Source organism: Phenylobacterium sp. Root1290, assembly GCF_001425305.1.
GTDB lineage: Bacteria > Pseudomonadota > Alphaproteobacteria > Caulobacterales > Caulobacteraceae > Phenylobacterium.
Map to the genome: position 1 here is coordinate 1 of NZ_LMEE01000005.1, position 16,429 is coordinate 16,429.

Sequence of the window (16,429 nt, forward strand, 5' to 3'; positions counted from 1 at the left end):
TTCAATACACAATCAACACCCTGACGCGGGGTGGAGCAGCCCGGTAGCTCGTCAGGCTCATAACCTGAAGGTCACAGGTTCAAATCCTGTCCCCGCACCCAAGGTTTAATCAAAAGCCCCCAGGCTCATCGCCCGGGGGCTTTTTGCTTGTCGGCGGTCGGCAGCAGTATCGAGCCCACCCGAGAGTGCCTGGACGAAACGGAAGGACACTGAAGCCGGATATCGGTGCTCCGAGGCGAACGCCGGATCCTGGGTCCGTAAGTACATCGAGGTCAAGCCCGACGCGCCGTCACGCCTAAGTTGAGTGGGGGTCCCTGCACCCAAAAGCGCCACGCGGCGGACCGGCCCTGCGCGGAGGCTCAAGGCGTCGACGCCCAGGGACTCGTACTGGTAGCCACCCTGTGACGCCGGCCTCAACGACACGCCCGCGGCGCGATCGAAAACCGCCGTGGGATCCCCATCCTCAAGGTAGGCGAGGAACTGCATCAGGTTGTGGACGGTGTGCGCCTGGGCCTGGGAGGCAATCGTGTCGAGGATCCGCGCGAAGTCGTTGAGGAACCGGCGCTTGGCGTCGGGAGTGGCCAGGCCTGGGCCATCCTCATTCGAACCATTACGGAAGGCGCCGGAGCCGTAGAAGATCTGGTTGCAAACGCCGTGCATCACCTGGTCGGCGGCGATGTAGAGCGGTTGCCATTTGGCGACCGTCGCCGCACCTGGAGACCCCGTCAGGTGCGGTCGTGTGGCCTTGAGATCCCTCTCGGCCGCCTGAGTCACCAGATCAAGGACCGCCCGGCCGCGAACAGCCGTGTCTGCTTCGCTATCCGGCGTGTCGCCCCGGAACGGGTAGAAGAACACCGCGCGCGGGAAGTGCAGCATCGCGTGGATGTATTCGCCGCCGCGGAGCAGGTCAGACGCCCAGGTGCGGACACAGGCCCCGCACTTCGGCTGGTCATGCACCACGTGGAGCAGGGCTGCTAAGTTCGCGAAGGGTTCCACATCGCGGGTGCGGCCTTTGCGCTGCTCATCCCGCGCGCGCGACCAGTCCAGCTTCAGAAGACCATCCATGATCGCGGTTGAGTGCGAATTTGCGAGAGTTTCGATGCGGTGCAGGAATCGCGTCGAGGCGTAGCTTGACGCTTTACGCACCGCTTTCCCCGAAATCGAGCTATCCGCGTCGAGGCTTGGGCGCCAGGTCGTGAACAGCCATGTTCTTATGGAGAGCGAAGCATGCCCGATGGGCAGGTTGATCCGGCGCGTCTTAAAGGCGATGCGCTGCGGCGTTGGTACTTGCGCACGTCTGAGGAGGTCCAAAAAGAGCGACAGGCTGCCGACAGCGTACGGTACGGCAGTCTCTACGCTCCTCCGCCGGATGATCTTGCCGAGTTGCGGCATCAGCAGGCGGAATTCGAACAGAAGCGGCGGGAGATCTCCAAGGAGAACAGCTGGATGGCCGTGCCGGCGCTTGCTCCCGCTGCCGCAGTACTAGGCCTTGAGGCTGCGGCCGCTATCGCCGCACGGCTCGTGCCTCAAGCGGTCCCCCGTGGACCGCTCGTGCTGACCGAGCGGATGCCTCATCTGCGGGTCGGCCACAACTGGGCGACCAGAGCTGGGCAACGCGCAGATAAGTTCTACAAGGACATGGCGCGAGGTAAGGAAGGTTGGCAGCCTGAGCCGAGGGTAGCTGGACCTAACGGAACGACACTCAAGCCGGATGTTGGCGCCCCAAGGCGAACGCCGGATCCCGCGGTCCGCAAGTACATTGAGGTCAGCCGGACACGCCGTCCGGAAGAGCGGCGGCGGCAAGGCAGGTGAAGAAATACGAGGAAGCCACCGGCCAGAAGGTGAGAGCCCTGTTCTACGATCCAAAGAGGTTCATGTGATGCGGCGTTCTTATGCGAGTGCGCTCCACAGGGTTCTTGATCCCATGGGCTTCAAACGCTCTGGCGACGATTGGGTACGGGTTCGAGGCGATATGTGGGAGTGCGTGAACCGGCAATCCAGTCGGCTGGGTGGCGTGACGGTCAATCTCCTCATGAAGGATCTTGAGACGGAGAAGCTCTTCCTCTCCATTTTTGGTCCCGCGGGCGCCCTTCAGATGCCCCCAATCGATACCCGGCTAGGAGCGTTGATTGATGGCTACGATCGTTGGTGGAAGAGGGAAGAGGTAAACGGGCCGAGCGAGATGGCGGAAGCCGTAGTCCAGTATGGTCTTCCCTGGTTCGACCGGGTGCGGACTCTTGAGCAGCAAGCGGAGAACTGGTTCGGCAGAAGGACGGCGCTATCCGAACGTGGCTATCACGGACCCTCCCTAGTGGGACTGGCTCTCACACTTCATCGAATGGGCGAGGGAGAAGAGGCTTGCGAAGTCCTTCGGAAGCCGGTGCCCAAGACCGCTATTCCTGCGAACATCGAGAGGGTCGCGAGGGTGCGGCGGTGGCTCGGGTGTAACGCTTAAGCGGCAAACGCCACCGCGAAAACTGTGCGATACCGACCAGATCGGGCTCGGCCGCCGCTCTCGGTGGAGGGTGTGAGGTATCGCTGCGTGCGCGTCCCCGCACCCAAATCTCACAACCCTCCCGCATCCGCAGGAGGGTTTTTTCATGCCCGGAAGCCAACGCCATACCGCGGCGTCCTTTCATCGACGCAATCTGTTGCTCACAGCGTAGACTTCGAGCGCCCGCAGGATTCGCGGGCGGGTAGCTGTGTGGAGCGTCTCATGATCATCGCCGGATGGATTCTCGCCATACTGGGCCTCGCCCAGGTCGTCTTCGCCGGCACGATCGAGGTTTCTCAACTGACCGAGGGCAATCGTCTGATCGGCCTGGCGCCCAGCGTCATCGCCAATGTCGACCTGGTCGGCCAAAGGGCGATGATCCACACCGGCGGCTGCGCGACCTTCCTGGCCGGCGTCGTGTTCATCGGCGCGGCCTATCTGAAGCCCGCCCCTCCCGGACAGGAGTCCAAGGCCTGGACCGGCATCGCGGCCATCGCCGCCCTGGTGCTGACCGTGGCGGCGGTGGGCGGCTTCGGCGCCTTTCTCTATGCGCTGCACGGCCAGAACGCCGACCAGCGGCTGGTCGACGAGATCCGCGCCCGCGAAGCGGCCAACGAGTCGACCGAGGCGCTCATGAAGGAGGCCGATCGGCGCCTGCGCAACGAGGCCGAGGCGGCCGAAGCGTCGCGCTGATCCGAACAGGCTTGCGCTGAAGCTCAGGTGCTTTCATGGAGAGCGCCATGAGCGCGCCCCAGTTCTTCGATCTCCGAGCCACCCACAATCCGCACCGTTGGTACCTGCCGCTGACCCCTGCGGTCTGCGTCGGTTCACGCGACAACCTCTTCATGTTCGGCGGGGTCGGCATGGCCTCGGCGATCACCGCGCTGGAGCGGACCTGCGAGCGGCCGGTGATCTGGGCGACGGCGCAGTATCTGTCCTATGCCCGACCGCCCAGCGTGGTGGACCTCGATGTCTGGGTGCCCGCGGCCGGCAAGTACAACAGTCAGGCCCGCGTGATCAGCCATGTCGGCGACAAGGAGATCCTGACGGTCAACGCCGCCCTCGGCGCGCGGCCCAGCGAGATCTCGCGCCAATGGCTGGCCATGCCGGAGGTGGCGCCGCCGCAGGATTGCGAAGCGGCCGACCATTGGCGCGGCGGCGGCGATGACCTGCACAGCCGCATCGAGGTGCGCGTCGCCAAGGGCCGCTATGGCGGCACGGAGGTGAGCGACGGCGGCGAAGACGGCCGCCTGCTGCTGTGGATCCGGCCGCGGGACGGGGTGGCCATCGACGCCGGCATGCTGGCGATCATGGCCGATTTCATCCCCGGCGCGGTCGGCAATGCGCTGGGCCTCAACGCCGGCGGCAACAGCCTCGACAACACCATCCGCTATCGCAGGATTGTGCCGACGGAGTGGGTGCTCTGCGACATTCGCATCACCGGCGTGCACGGCGGCTTCGGCCACGGCGCCATGTACCTGTTCGCGCAGGATGGGGAGCTGATGGCCACGGCTAGCCAGTCGCTGATCGTGCGCGTTCGCGACTAGGCCAGCGCCTCCAACAGTGCGACGCGAGCCAGGTCCTTCGGTCGTCCGAAGCGGCGGCAGATGGCCGCCTGCTCGCCGGCGCTGGGCGTGAACAGCATCCGGCCGCGCCAGCTGACCGGTTCACGTGTCGCCGGGACCACCGGCGCCCAGACGCCGTCCGAGAACGCCTCGAAGCCTGCCATGATCTCGATCGGCAGTGGGGCGACGATGGCCTTGGCGAAGATCCTCGAACGGAACAGAGGCGAGGGCGCCGCCGCCAGCGGCTCGGCGCTCCACTGCGCCAGCAGCGTCGTGGCGTCGCGTTCGCTGACGATCAGGTCGACGTCGGGCGGCGTCAGGCCCGGGACGCCGACCAGCGCCATGCCCGCGCTGCCGAACACCCACCAGGGATCGAGCAGCCCGGCGCAACCGTCGGCGACGACGTCCAGGGCGCTCGCCAGCGCCTCGCTGATCTGCGGCTCGCTCATGTCCGCGTCCTAGAGAGGTTCACGCGCAGGCTCAATCAGTTGTAGGGCTAGGCGGGCGCCGAGTACGGGCGCGGCAGGGGAGGAGACGCGGCATGGAACTGGTTCGAAAACACGGGCCTTGGGCCCTGCTGGCCGCGATCGGCGCGGTCTCGCTGGCCGTGCTGGCCACGGCGCGAGGCGAGAACGTCAACGCGCTGTGGATCCTGACCGCGGCGCTCTGCGTCTACCTGGTCGCGTACCGCTACTACAGCCTCTACATCGCCCAGCGCGTGATGCGGCTCGACGCCGCTCGGCCGACGCCGGCGATCACCCGCAACGACGGCTTGGACTACGTTCCGACCAACAAATACGTCCTGTTCGGCCACCACTTTGCGGCCATCGCGGGCGCGGGACCGTTGGTCGGTCCTGTGCTGGCGGCCCAGATGGGCTATCTGCCCGGCGTGCTCTGGATCCTGACGGGGGTCGTGCTGGCCGGCGCGGTGCAGGACTTCCTGGTCCTGATCATCTCCATGCGCCGCGACGGCAAGTCGTTGGGCGAACTGATCCGCGAGGAGCTTGGCCCGATCCCCGGCGTCATCGCGCTCTTCGGCGCCTTCATGATCATGGTGATCATCCTGGCGGTGCTGGCGCTGATCGTGGTCAAGGCCTTGACCGCCAGCCCCTGGGGCACGTTCACCGTCGCCGCGACGGTGCCGATCGCCATCGCCATGGGCGTCTACATGCGCTTCATCCGCCCCGGCCGGATCGCCGAGGTTTCGATCTTCGGCTTCGTCATGCTGATCCTGGCGATCGTCGGCGGCCAGAAGGTCGCCGCCTCGCCGGAACTGGCGGCCATGTTCACCCTCACCGGCCTTCAGCTCTCGTGGATTCTCATCGGCTATGGCGCGGTCGCCGCCGTGCTGCCGGTCTGGCTGCTGCTGGCCCCGCGCGACTACCTGTCCACTTTCCTGAAGATCGGCGCGATCCTGGCGCTGGCCATCGGCATCATCATCATGCGGCCCGAGCTGCAGATGCCGGCCGTCACCCAGTTCGCCGCCGGCGGCGGGCCGGTCTGGTCGGGCACCCTGTTCCCGTTCCTGTTCATCACCATCGCCTGCGGCGCGGTCTCGGGCTTCCACGCCCTGATCTCGTCGGGCACGACCCCAAAGCTGATCGACAACGAGGTCAACGCCCGCTTCATCGGCTACGGCGGCATGCTGATGGAGAGCTTCGTGGCGATCATGGCGATCATCGCCGCCTCGATCCTCGATCCCGGCGTCTATTTCACGATGAACAGTCCTGCCGCGGTGATCGGAACGACCGCCGAAAGCGCCTCGGCCGCGGTCGGCGCCATGGGCCACCCGATCTCGCCGGAGGTCATCGAGCAGACCGCCAGGGACGTCGGCGAGACGACCATCATCTCGCGCGCCGGCGGCGCGCCGACGCTCGCGGTCGGGATGGCGCACATCTTCTCGCACGTGCTCGGCGGCAAGGCGATGATGGCCTTTTGGTACCACTTCGCCATCCTGTTCGAGGCGCTCTTCATCCTGACCGCCGTCGACGCCGGCACTCGGGCTGGACGCTTCATGCTTCAGGATCTGCTCGGGACCTTCATCCCGAAGTTCAAGGAGACGTCTTCCTGGACGGCTAACCTGACGGCCACGGGGCTTTGTGTCGCCGCGTGGGGCTTCTTCCTGCACCAGGGGGTGACTGATCCGCTCGGCGGGGTGAATACGCTCTGGCCCTTGTTCGGCATCTCCAACCAGATGCTGGCGGCCATCGCGCTGATCATGGCCACTGTGGTGATCTTCAAGATGAAGCGGCACCGCTACGCCTTCGTCACCATCATCCCGGCGGTGTGGTTGTGCATCTGCACGCTGACGGCGGGCTTCCAGAAGCTGTTCTCGCCCGATCCGGCCATCGGCTTCCTGTCGCACGCCCGCAAGTACGGCGACGCCCTGGCGGCGGGCGAGGTTCTGGCCCCGGCCAAGGGGATGGCCGACATGAGCAAGATCGTCTGGAACGACCGTATCGACGCGGCGCTCTGCGCCGTGTTCATCGCTGTGGTGTTGAGCATGATCTGGTTCGGGATCACGGCCTGCCTGAAGGCATATCGGGCCGATGGCTGGACGGCGCGGGAGATCAATCCCGACGCGATCCCGGCGGAGTAGGGGACATGGCCTCGCCCAATCCCTTCGCCCGCTTCGCCCAATGCGTCTGCGACGGCGCGCGCCTGATGGTCGGGGTCCCGAACTATGAGACCTATGTCGAGCATCTGGCCACGACCCACCCCGACCGGGTCCCCATGACCCGCACCGAGTTCTTCCGCGATCGCCAGGACGCCCGATACGGGGCCGGAGGTCGCGGCGGGTTTCGCTGCTGCTGAAATGCGAAAGGCCGGCGTCTCCGCCGGCCTTTGCTACACAGAACTGGGAGGTGCGCTTAGCGCGCGGCCAGGGCCGAATTCGACGGGGCCTGGGCGGTCGCGTAGTTGTCGAGGCTGACCTTCACGGTCGCCTTCACGCAGCGCGAATAGGCGTCGAGCGCCAGGGCTTCGCTGCGGGTGGCGCGGAAGCAGACATTGCGCGCGGCCTTGGCCACGTCGGCTTCGACTTGGGCTTGGCTCTTGCCGGCCAGCGGAACGCTGATCGAAGCGGCTTGAGCGGGAGCGGTGATGGCGAAAACGGCCACGGCGGTCAGAGCAAGAGTACGGATCATAATCACTAGTTCCCGGAAAGGGGTTGGGGCCAACCACCTCCCGACGTTTCCCTTGGCGACGGTTCAAATTCTCGCGTGACCGTTTCGCCTGATCTTTTTCCTGCCCTTTGGTGGACGAGGTTTCAAGCGAATTTGTTGCGGTGCAATAGCGCAGTTGTGCGCTGCAACCGCGATGGGCGCCGGCGCCCAATTTTCAGCAGCGGGGCGAAAAGCGGCGGTTTGGGCACGTCGATTGCGGTGGACAACCCCGACGGCCCCGAAATGAAACACTTGCCATCCTCGGGGCTTCACCATTGAGTAACCTTCGTTAACGCTCCGAGGTCCCATGTTCCTGTCCGCTCTCGCCGCCGCCGTGATCTCGACCTCGTACGCCGCGCCGGCGCCGACAGTGTCGCCGGTCGTCGAGCCGGTGGCCCAGGCCGTGCTGGTGGATTGCCAGGTCAGCGGCGCGAACCTGACCGATTGCAAGGCCCTGGACGCCGATGGCGCGCCGGCCGCCGAGGCGGTGAAGCTGGCGGCTCAGGTCGAGGTGCCCGAGGCCTTCGCGCTGGCCAACCCCGGCCGCATCGTCATCAAGATGAACGTCACGCCGTAAGGCGGTTGACCGCGCGGCGCGCCTGACGCCTTCTCCCGCCCAATAAGCAGGGAACGGGAGAACGGCATGGACCAGCGCAGACTTGGCGACTTCAACGTCTCGGCCATCGGGCTGGGCTGCATGAGCCTCTCCCACGCCTACGGTTCGCCGCCGCCGCGGGAACAGGCCGAGCGGGTGCTGAAGGGCGCGCTGGACGCCGGTTACACCTTCCTCGACACCGCGGCCGTCTACGGCGTCGGCCACAACGAGACCCTCGTGGGCGAGGTGCTCAAGGACCGTCGCAGCGACTACATCCTTGCCTCCAAGTGCGGGCTGACCAATGGCGATCAGCGCGAACTCAACGGCCATCCGGACGTCCTGAAGGCCACCTGCGAGGGCAGCCTGAAGCGCCTGCAGACCGACGTCATCGACCTCTACTACCTGCACCGCTGGGACAAGCGCGTTCCGATCGAGGAGAGCGTCGGCGCCCTGGCCGACCTGGTCAAGGAAGGGAAGATCCGGGCCATCGGCCTGTCGGAGGTGTCGGCCCCGACCCTGCGCCGTGCGCACGCCACCCACCCGATCACCGCCCTGCAGACAGAGTACTCGCCGTGGACCCGCAACCCAGAGATCGCGGTGCTCGACGCTTGCCGCGAACTGGGAGTGACCTTCGTCGCCTTCAGCCCGGTCGGCCGCGGCTTCCTGGCCGGCGGCGTGTCCGATCCGGCGGCGCTGGAGGACGGCGACTTCCGCAAGGCGATGCCCAGATTCCAGGGCGAGGCCTTCGCCGCCAATCTGAAGATGTTCGAGGGCTTCGCCGCCCTGGCGCGCGAGGCGGGCTGCACGCCGGCGCAACTCTGCTTGGCCTGGCTGCTGCGCAAGGACGACACGCTGGTGCCGATCCCCGGCACGACCAGCCCTGACCATATGCGAGAGAACGCCGCCGCCGCCGCCGTCACGCTGTCGGACGCGGTGATGGCCAAGGTGGAGGAGCTGGTGAACCCGCAGACCGTCTCCGGTCCGCGCTACGCGCCCGCCATGCAGGCGTCGGTGGACACCGAGGGCTAGGCTGAACCGAGGCTTGTCGCGGCCGCCCGCAGCGCATCCTGCGCCATGCGGCGGGCGCGATCGGCGACTTCTTCGATTGGCAGGTCCCGCAACCCGCGCGGGCGCGGCAGGCTGACCTGGACGGTCACCCCGTCATCGGTCAGCACGGACACGCCGACGATGGTGGGGCTGACGGTTACGGAGGGCGGCAGGGAAAGATCGCTCATCGCGTTGCTCCTGTTGTCCCCCTCCCGCGCCGGATTTGACCGCGCGCGGCCGCGAAGTCCAGGCACGCTTTTATGACTGTCCCGGCAGGGAACCGTTAGGACGCGAGCGCGCCAAACAGCTCTTCATGCCGGGCGCAGACCGCAGGCCAGAGATCGCGCGCTTCTGGGATGTCCAGTTCGAAGCGATCGCGCAGGATGTTCGCGAATACATCCGCCGAATCAATGAGCTGTGTCGTCTTCTCGCCGGGCCGGATGAAGTTGAACGTGCGGCCGCGCAGCACCGCGACCCCGCCCGGTTCGTGGCGGAAGGCGAAGGCGGTCTGGGTGAACACCGAGTCCGGCGCGCTGCTGAGCGAGCGGCACATGGCGGCCAGTTCCCCGCGATCGGCCGGCTCGTTGCGGAAGTCGTAGTACGGCGCGCCGCCCAGCGGATGATTGTGGAACCGCAGCCAGCCGTCGTCGAGCGCCTCGAATGCGAAGTCGAAGCCGGCGCAGTGGTGCGGCCCGAACTCCAGGGGCGCGGCCTCCAGCAGCGCGTCGCCGAACCCGACATCGGCGATGTACGGCCGGTCAAGGTCGACCCGCAGGACCAGGTGGTTGGCGTGCGAGCTCGGTCCGCGCTCGCCGCGCAGCACCGCCCCGGCCATCTCGGTCACCTCGAAGCCGACCTCCCGCAGCATCGCGCCGAGCAGGCCGTTCATCTCGTAGCACCAGCCGCCGCGCCGCCGCGTGACTAGCTTGTCGAACGCGGCCTTCGGGTCGAGCGTCATCGTCCGCCCCAGCTGGACGTCGAAGTTCTCGTAGGGGATCGTGCGCAGGTGCAGGCGCTGCATCGCCTTCAGCGTCTCGGCGTCCACACGTGGGACGCCGGAAAAGCCGATGCGGTCGAGATAAGCCTGAAGGTTCAACTCTACTCCTTGGCCGGCGGGGCGGCGCCCTGGATCATGGCCACGATCTCCGGCCGGATCTTGTCGGAGCCCTTTTCCATCATATGCGAGACGATTCTGGCGCCTACCGCGGCGCGGGTCTGCGATGTGAACTCGGTCTTGTTGCTCCGAACCCAGTCTATCGACGCCTGGCGATTGACGTTCAGCTGCTGGAAGTGCGGAACCACGTAGCGCGCGATCATCTCGTAGGAGCGCTTGGTGTCCTCCCAGCGCGCCCAGTTGTGCGCCATCAGCAGGAAGCAGCCGAAGCCGCCGCTCTCGTCGACCAGCTGCTGCAACCGCTCGATCGCGTCGTCAGGCGTGCCCACCACCGCCTGGCCCAGCGCCAGATAGGCCTCGACCGGGTCGCCCTTGAAGTCGTCGGGCACCATCGGCAGGTTGGCGATCTCCTTGAAGTAATAGATCCACTTCTCCAGCCCGAAGCGGATCTGTTCGATCGCCTTGTCCTTGGTCTCGGCGATGTGCATCTGGCCGACCAGCCGCCAGCGGCTGCGGTCCATGGTTTGGCCGTTCTCCTTGGCGATGTCCTCGGCGATGCCCCAGTTGGCGGCCAGCGAGTTGAAGCCCGCGCTGGTGGTGGCGCCCAGCGACAGCAGGCCCGCGCCATGCTTGCCCGCCGCCCGCGCCCCGGTCGGCGAGACCTGGCTGGCCACGGCGATCTCGACCGAGGGCCGCGAATAGGGCGTCATCTGCAGGCGGGCGTTGACCAGGCTGAACCAGTCGCTTTCGTGGGTCACCGCCTCGCCGCGCAGCAGCGGGACCAGCACGTCCAGCGCCTCGTCCATGCGGTCGCGCTGCTTGGCGACCGGAATGCCCATCATGAAGGCGTCGGAGACCAGCGCGCCTGGCCCGACCCCGAACATCACCCGCCCGCGGGTCATGTGGTCGAGCTGGTTGATGCGGTCGGCCAGCATCATCGGGTGGTGATAGGGCAGGGACGAAACGCCAGTGCCCAGCCGGATGTGCTTGGTCCGCTCGGCCGCGGCGGCGATGAACACTTCGGGGCTGGCGATCAGTTCGTAGGCGGCCGAGTGATGCTCGCCGATCCAGGCTTCCTCGTAGCCCAACTGGTCCATCCACTGCACCAGTTCCAGGTCCCGCTGGATGGCCAGGGTCGGGTTCTCGTCGAGCGGATGGAACGGCGCGATGAAGGCCCCGAAGCGGAGTTTGTGTCCGAGCATGTGGCCCTCCCATGGCCGTTTGCGCGAGGCTAACTCCCAATTTGCAAGCAGCGCCAGGGTGACGGCGCGTCAGCGCGCGGCCTCCTGGGCCGCCTCCAGAAAGCGCAGAACCGAGAGCTCGAACCCCCGTGCCGAATTCCCGGCCTTCAGTGGCAGCGCGCCTCGCTCATAGGCCTCCAGCACCAGGGGATGGATGTAGGAGCTGCGGCACACCGCGGCCGTGTTGCCCAGCAGCGCGGCGGCGGCCTTCACCGTCGTCGCCACCCGGCGCCTGGCCTCGGCCGCGTCCTTGGCCGGCGGCTGCTCGACCAGGCCCCGCGCGGCGTAAAGCGTCCCCGCCCAGGTGCGGAAATCCTTGGCCGAGAAGCCTTCGCCCATGGCCGCGCGGATGTAGTCGTTGACGTCGCTGGATTCCACGGCGCGCCGCTCGCCCGCCTCGTCCACATACTGGAACAGCCGCTGGCCGGGCACGTCCTGGCAGGCCTTGACGATCCGCGCCAGGCGCCGGTCGCGAAAGCCGGTGCGATGGACCTTGCCGCTCTTGCCGCGGAATTCGAACACCGCCCCGCCGCCGGTGATCTCCGCGTGCCGGTCGCGCAGGGTGGTCAGGCCGAAGCTTTTGTTGGTCTTGGCGTACTCGGCGTTGCCGACCCGGATCAGGGTCAGCTCCATCAGCGCCGCCACCGCGGCCAGAACCTTGTCGCGCGGCAGCCCGCGCCGGCGCAGGTCGGTCTCGACCTGCTTGCGAAGCCTGGGCAGGGCGCGGCCAAAGGCGATCAGCCGCTCGAACTTCTCCTCGGCCTGACTGCGGCTCCAGCCGTCGTGATAGCGGTACTGCTTGCGCCCACGGGCGTCGCGGCCCGTCGCCTGGATGTGCCCGCGCGGCGAGGCGCAGATCCACACATCCTTCCAGGCCGGCGGCAGCACCAGCGCCCGGATACGCTCCAGGGTCGTCTCGTCCTTGACCGGCTCGCCGTCCGCGTCCCGGTACGTGAACCCTGTGGCGCCCGCCACGCGGGTCAGGCCCGGATCGTGATCGTTCACATAGACAAGTCCGCCCGCCAGCGGCGGGGCTGCGTCGAGGGGCATGGAGCGCCTTTGGAGATGTCGGCGGGACGTGGCAGGAAGCACCGTCGCTCAAACATGGGCCGCGACCGCCCGGTTCCCTCGCAAGGACGCCGCCTTGAACTACCGCCACGCCTTCCACGCCGGGAACTTCGCCGACCTGGTCAAGCACGCCGCGCTGCTCGACCTCCTGGCGCGCATGCAGGCCGCGCCAGGGCCGCTCAGTGTCTTTGACACCCACGCGGGCAGAGGCCTTTACGATCTCACCGGCGACGAGGCCCAGCGTTCGGGCGAGGCCAAGGCCGGGGTCGTCCAGCTGATGCGCTCGCCTGACCTGCCGCCGGCGCTGCAGCCGCTGCGCCAGGCGGTGGCGCGCCTCAATGGCGGCGACGAGGTCGGCCTCTACCCCGGCTCGCCGTTGCTGGTCGCCGCGACCCTGCGCAAGGGCGACGCCTATCTCGGCTGCGAACTGCGGGCTCCGGAACACTCGGCCCTTTCCGAAACGCTGCGCAGCTGGCCGGCGGCCAAGACGGCCTGCGCCGACGGCTATGTCGAGGTCGCCGCCCGCCTGCCCAGGGAAGGCGCGGTCCTCGTCCTCATCGACCCGCCGTTCGAGAAGAGCGACGACTACGAACGCTGCGCCGCTTCGCTCGGCGCGCTGACGCGCAAGAACCCCTCGGCGGTGGTGATGGTCTGGATGCCGGTCAAGGACCTGGAGACCTTCGACGCCTTCCTTCGCGAGGCCGAGGACGCCTATGACGGGCCCCTGCTGGTGGCCGAGGCGCGCATGCGGCCGCTGACCGACCCGATGAAGATGAACGGCTGCGCCCTGGTGATCGCCAATGCGCCGGACGGCTTCGACGCCCCGCTTGCCGAGATCTGCGAGTGGACCGTCAGCCGGCTGGGCGATCGCGGCAAGGCCCAGGTCTGGACGACCTGAAACCTTCATTTTGCGCCTGCGAAAAGTCGGGCTAGGGTTTGCTGCATCGCACAAACCCTAGCTGTTTGGAGGCGTTACCCATGGCTCTCACCATGTTCGAAGAAGGGCCCGCGGCCCTTGATCCCCAGAAGGCGTTCAACATTCCTGTCGGCGCGGCCTCGCCGCTCTGGTTCATGTTCGCGGGCGCGGCGTCCGCGGGCGTCGCCTATTGGTGGATGACCCGCTGGGTCGAGCACGCCAATCTCGAGGCCTTGCTGGGCCCGGCCAAGCCGCAGCTCGTGAGCGCGCCAGAGCCGTCGCCTGAGCCCTCGCCTGAGCTTATCCCTGAGCCGGCCACGGTGGCCGCCGAGACTGCCGCCGTCGCGCAGGCGATGGTGGAGGAGGCGGTCGACGTCGCCGCCGCGGTGGTTGAAACGGTGGCGGCGCCGCCAGAAGCCGAGCCGGCGGCGGAACCGCCGCTGAAGGCGCGCGCAAAGCTTCGTCCCACCGACGATCCCGCTTCCGACGCCTGACCCTTGGCGCGGCGGGCCGCGCCGCGCTATCCCTGGCCAGTTGCAGACGGCGAGGGGAACGCGCGTGGCCAAGCGGGCCTTCGATATCCTGGCGGCCCTGGCCGGACTGATCGTGCTCGCCCCCATCATGGCGGCGATCGCGCTCGCCGTTCGCATGGATAGTCCCGGCCCGGCGCTGCACTGGTCCAGCCGCGTCGGCCGCTACAATGCGCTCTTCAAGATGCCGAAGTTCCGCACCATGAAGACCGGCGCGCCCAACGTGGCGACCCATCTGCTGACTGATCCCGACGCCTGGATCACGCCGTTGGGGCGGTTCCTGCGCCGCACGAGCCTGGACGAGTTGCCCCAGCTCTGGAGCGTGCTGGTCGGAGACATGAGCCTGGTCGGGCCGCGGCCGGCCCTGTTCAACCAGGATGACCTCGTCGCGCTGCGCACCGCGGCCGGCGTCGAGGCGCTGCGGCCGGGCGTGACCGGCTGGGCGCAGATCAACGGCCGCGACGACCTGCCCAACACCGACAAGGCCCGACTGGACGCCGATTACCTGGCCCGTCGCGGCCTCGTTCTCGACGTCCGCATCATCGCGATCACCCTTGTCGCGGCCTTTTCCGGCCGAGGCGTCCGACACTAGCGGCGCCACCGGCCGCCGGCTCGCGCGTTCTGGAACATTCCGGAGCGAGGCCATTGCCGAAGGACACGACCGAAACCAGCCAGCGCGGCGTCAGACATTGGCTCAGCACCCACCGCAGGGGGCTGGCCGTTTCGGTGGCCGGCGTCGCAATCGTTTTTGTCGGCGGCGTGGCGGTGCTGGCGATGCTCGACTGGAACCAGCTGCGCGGCCCCGTGTCGCGTTTCGCTTCGGCCCGTCTCGACCGCGAGGTGGCGATCAAGGGCGATCTCGACGTGCGGCCGTTCAGCTTCACGCCCAGCGCCAGCGTCGGCGGCCTGCAGATCGGCAACCCGGCCTGGGCCGGCAAGGGCCAGATGGCTGACATCGAGCGCCTCGACCTCCAGATCGAGGCGCTGCCACTGCTGCGCGGCCAACTGGTATTCCGCCGCCTGGAGCTGACCAAGCCGCGCATCGCCCTGCTGCGCGACGCCAAGGGCCGGGCCAACTGGTCGTTTCGCCCCGACGCGCCGCCCAAGCCGCTGCGATTGCCGCCAATCCACGATTTCCGCATCGAGGGCGGCCAGATCTCGTTCAAGGACGCCGGCCGTCAGATCACGCTCGACGCCGCCGTCAACGCCGCCGAGCGGCGGGGCTCGGCCAGTGCAGGCTTCGTCGTCGCCGGGACGGGCAAGATCAACGGCGCACCGTTCCGCCTGGACCTGACCGGCGGCCCGCTGGTCAACGTCCGCCCCGGACGCCCCTATCCCTTCGACGCCGATGTGCGCGCCGGAGCCACGCGGATCCTGGCCAAGGGCGACATCACGCGTCCCTTCGATCTCGGGCGCTTTCAGGCGCGGGTCACGGCCAGCGGGCCGGATTTGGCCGACCTCTACGATCTGACTGGCGTGGCCTTCCCCAACTCACCGCCGTACCGGCTCTCAGGCCGGCTGTCGCGTGACCAGAAGCTCTGGCGCGTGGCCGATGTGGGCGGAAAGGTCGGCGACAGCGACATGGCCGGGAATCTCTCGGTGAACACCGCTGGCGAGCGGCCCTTCCTCACCGCGGACCTGCGCTCGCGGCGGTTGGATTTCGACGACCTGGCGGCGGTGTTCGGCGGCGCGCCCAGCCAGGGCGCGGGCGAGACGGCCTCGCCAGGCCAGCAGGCGGTCGGCCGCCAGATGGCCTCGCAGCACCGCTTGCTGCCTGACGCCACCCTGAACGTTTCCCGCATCCGCGCCATGGACGCCGACGTGAAGTACAGCGCCGCCAGCATCAATGCGCCGCGTTTCCCGCTGCGGGCGGGGTCCGTGCGTATCCGGCTGAAGGACGGCGTGCTGGACGCCGACCCGCTGCGCCTCGACCTCACCCAAGGCTCCATTGCCGGTCAGGCCAAGCTCGACGCCCGCCGCGACATGCCCGTCAGCAGCATCGACCTGCGCCTGTCGCGGGCGCGCATCGAACAGCTCATCCCGATCCGCAGCGGAGGGGCCGCTCCGATCACCGGCGCCCTGGTCGGCCGCGTGAAGCTTAGCGGGGCGGGGGCTTCGGTCCGCGAGGCGGCGGCTCACGCCGACGGCCAGGCGCTGTTCGTGGCCCCGGGCGGCGAGATCCGCGCGGCCTTCGCCGAGCTCATGGGGATCAACGTGACCAAGGGGCTCGGCCTGCTGCTAGCCAAGGATCAGAGCAAGACCGAGCTGCGCTGCGCGGTCGCGCACTTCCAGGCCCGGAATGGGGTCCTGACCGCCAATCGGATCATCATCGACACGACGCCGGTGCTGAGCACCGGCGAGGGCCGGATCGATCTGCGCGACGAGACGATGTCCCTGCGCATCACCGGCCAGGCCAAGGAGCCGCGGCTGATCCGCCTTACCGCGCCGGTCACCGTCAACGGCCCGATCGTCCAGCCGAAGTTCGGCGTCGAAGCTTCCGGCGCGCTGGCCCAGGGCGGCGCGGCCGCCGCGCTGGGGGCTCTGGTCGCGCCGCTGGCCGCTGTCCTGCCGTTCGTGGACCTGGGTCTTGCCGAAGACGCCGCCTGCGGATCGCTCATCGCCCAGGCCGGCCGTCAGGGCGCGCCGGTGGCCAAGCCGCGCACCTAGGCGCCTGCGAGAATTGCGCAATCAGCGC

The 16,429-nt window shown here is 67.9% G+C and carries 18 protein-coding genes and 1 tRNA gene; 12 read left to right on the plus strand and 7 right to left on the minus strand.

What is annotated here, in order from left to right:
• The first annotated feature begins 24 nt into the window (after positions 1–24).
• Positions 25–101 (plus strand) — tRNA-Met (locus tag ASC79_RS19240).
• A 4-nt stretch (positions 102–105) separates the two neighbouring features.
• Here the strand turns inward: ASC79_RS19240 and ASC79_RS19245 are convergent.
• Positions 106–1,392: a hypothetical protein gene (locus tag ASC79_RS19245; protein ID WP_056026200.1), complete on the minus strand. Its 1,287-nt coding sequence runs from the start codon at positions 1,390–1,392 to the stop codon at positions 106–108.
• Between the two features lie 487 nt (positions 1,393–1,879).
• Between ASC79_RS19245 and ASC79_RS20930 the strand changes: the two genes are divergently transcribed.
• From ASC79_RS20930 to ASC79_RS19260, 3 genes are all read left to right on the plus strand, one after another.
• Positions 1,880–2,455, plus strand: coding sequence for a DUF4304 domain-containing protein (locus tag ASC79_RS20930; RefSeq protein ID WP_162244321.1), 576 nt, complete (start codon positions 1,880–1,882; stop codon positions 2,453–2,455).
• A gap of 261 nt (positions 2,456–2,716) precedes the next feature.
• Positions 2,717–3,187 (plus strand): hypothetical protein, encoded by a 471-nt coding sequence (locus ASC79_RS19255; protein WP_056026204.1) that lies wholly within the window; start codon positions 2,717–2,719, stop codon positions 3,185–3,187.
• Between the two features lie 47 nt (positions 3,188–3,234).
• A complete protein-coding gene (locus ASC79_RS19260) occupies positions 3,235–4,041 on the plus strand; it encodes an acyl-CoA thioesterase II (RefSeq protein WP_056026205.1) in 807 nt (268 codons plus the stop codon).
• Here ASC79_RS19260 and ASC79_RS19265 read toward each other — a convergent pair.
• Positions 4,038–4,508, minus strand: coding sequence for a hypothetical protein (locus ASC79_RS19265; protein WP_056026207.1), 471 nt, complete (start codon positions 4,506–4,508; stop codon positions 4,038–4,040). The two genes, ASC79_RS19260 and ASC79_RS19265, sit on opposite strands and share 4 nt — an antisense overlap.
• A 92-nt stretch (positions 4,509–4,600) precedes the next feature.
• Between ASC79_RS19265 and ASC79_RS19270 the strand changes: the two genes are divergently transcribed.
• Positions 4,601–6,658: a carbon starvation CstA family protein gene (locus ASC79_RS19270; RefSeq protein WP_056026209.1), complete on the plus strand. Its 2,058-nt coding sequence runs from the start codon at positions 4,601–4,603 to the stop codon at positions 6,656–6,658.
• A 5-nt stretch (positions 6,659–6,663) separates the two neighbouring features.
• Positions 6,664–6,873 (plus strand): YbdD/YjiX family protein, encoded by a 210-nt coding sequence (locus ASC79_RS19275; RefSeq protein WP_056026211.1) that lies wholly within the window; start codon positions 6,664–6,666, stop codon positions 6,871–6,873.
• 56 nt (positions 6,874–6,929) lie between these two features.
• Here ASC79_RS19275 and ASC79_RS19280 read toward each other — a convergent pair whose 3' ends face one another.
• Entirely contained in the window at positions 6,930–7,205 is a 276-nt protein-coding gene (locus tag ASC79_RS19280; RefSeq protein ID WP_056026213.1) for a hypothetical protein, read from the minus strand.
• Positions 7,206–7,530: 325 nt separating this feature from the next.
• Here ASC79_RS19280 and ASC79_RS19285 point away from each other — a divergent pair, with 325 nt between their 5' ends.
• Both ASC79_RS19285 and ASC79_RS19290 read left to right on the plus strand, forming a co-directional pair.
• Positions 7,531–7,800: a hypothetical protein gene (locus ASC79_RS19285; RefSeq protein WP_056026215.1), complete on the plus strand. Its 270-nt coding sequence runs from the start codon at positions 7,531–7,533 to the stop codon at positions 7,798–7,800.
• Positions 7,801–7,866: 66 nt separating this feature from the next.
• Entirely contained in the window at positions 7,867–8,847 is a 981-nt protein-coding gene (locus tag ASC79_RS19290; RefSeq protein ID WP_056026216.1) for an aldo/keto reductase, read from the plus strand.
• Here ASC79_RS19290 and ASC79_RS19295 read toward each other — a convergent pair.
• The 4 genes from ASC79_RS19295 to ASC79_RS19310 form a co-directional block, all read right to left on the minus strand.
• Positions 8,844–9,053 carry a hypothetical protein gene (locus tag ASC79_RS19295; RefSeq protein WP_056026217.1) on the minus strand — a complete coding sequence of 70 codons (210 nt, stop codon included), beginning with the start codon at positions 9,051–9,053 and terminating at the stop codon, positions 8,844–8,846. The two genes, ASC79_RS19290 and ASC79_RS19295, sit on opposite strands and share 4 nt — an antisense overlap.
• A 95-nt stretch (positions 9,054–9,148) precedes the next feature.
• A complete protein-coding gene (locus ASC79_RS19300) occupies positions 9,149–9,961 on the minus strand; it encodes an arylamine N-acetyltransferase (RefSeq protein ID WP_056026218.1) in 813 nt (270 codons plus the stop codon).
• Positions 9,962–9,963: 2 nt separating this feature from the next.
• Entirely contained in the window at positions 9,964–11,181 is a 1,218-nt protein-coding gene (locus tag ASC79_RS19305; RefSeq protein ID WP_056026219.1) for an LLM class flavin-dependent oxidoreductase, read from the minus strand.
• A 69-nt stretch (positions 11,182–11,250) separates the two neighbouring features.
• Entirely contained in the window at positions 11,251–12,270 is a 1,020-nt protein-coding gene (locus tag ASC79_RS19310) for a DNA topoisomerase IB (RefSeq protein ID WP_056026220.1), read from the minus strand.
• Between the two features lie 94 nt (positions 12,271–12,364).
• On the opposite strand from ASC79_RS19310, the gene rlmJ reads away from it, so the two are divergent.
• From rlmJ to ASC79_RS19330, 4 genes are all read left to right on the plus strand, one after another.
• On the plus strand, positions 12,365–13,186 hold the full coding sequence (rlmJ, locus tag ASC79_RS19315; RefSeq protein ID WP_056026679.1) for a 23S rRNA (adenine(2030)-N(6))-methyltransferase RlmJ: 822 nt from the start codon (positions 12,365–12,367) through the stop codon (positions 13,184–13,186).
• An 80-nt stretch (positions 13,187–13,266) separates the two neighbouring features.
• Positions 13,267–13,698 (plus strand): hypothetical protein, encoded by a 432-nt coding sequence (locus ASC79_RS19320; protein ID WP_056026222.1) that lies wholly within the window; start codon positions 13,267–13,269, stop codon positions 13,696–13,698.
• A gap of 64 nt (positions 13,699–13,762) precedes the next feature.
• Positions 13,763–14,326: a sugar transferase gene (locus ASC79_RS19325; RefSeq protein WP_082532275.1), complete on the plus strand. Its 564-nt coding sequence runs from the start codon at positions 13,763–13,765 to the stop codon at positions 14,324–14,326.
• Positions 14,327–14,379: 53 nt separating this feature from the next.
• Entirely contained in the window at positions 14,380–16,401 is a 2,022-nt protein-coding gene (locus tag ASC79_RS19330; RefSeq protein WP_235528839.1) for an AsmA family protein, read from the plus strand.
• Positions 16,402–16,429 lie beyond the last annotated feature (28 nt).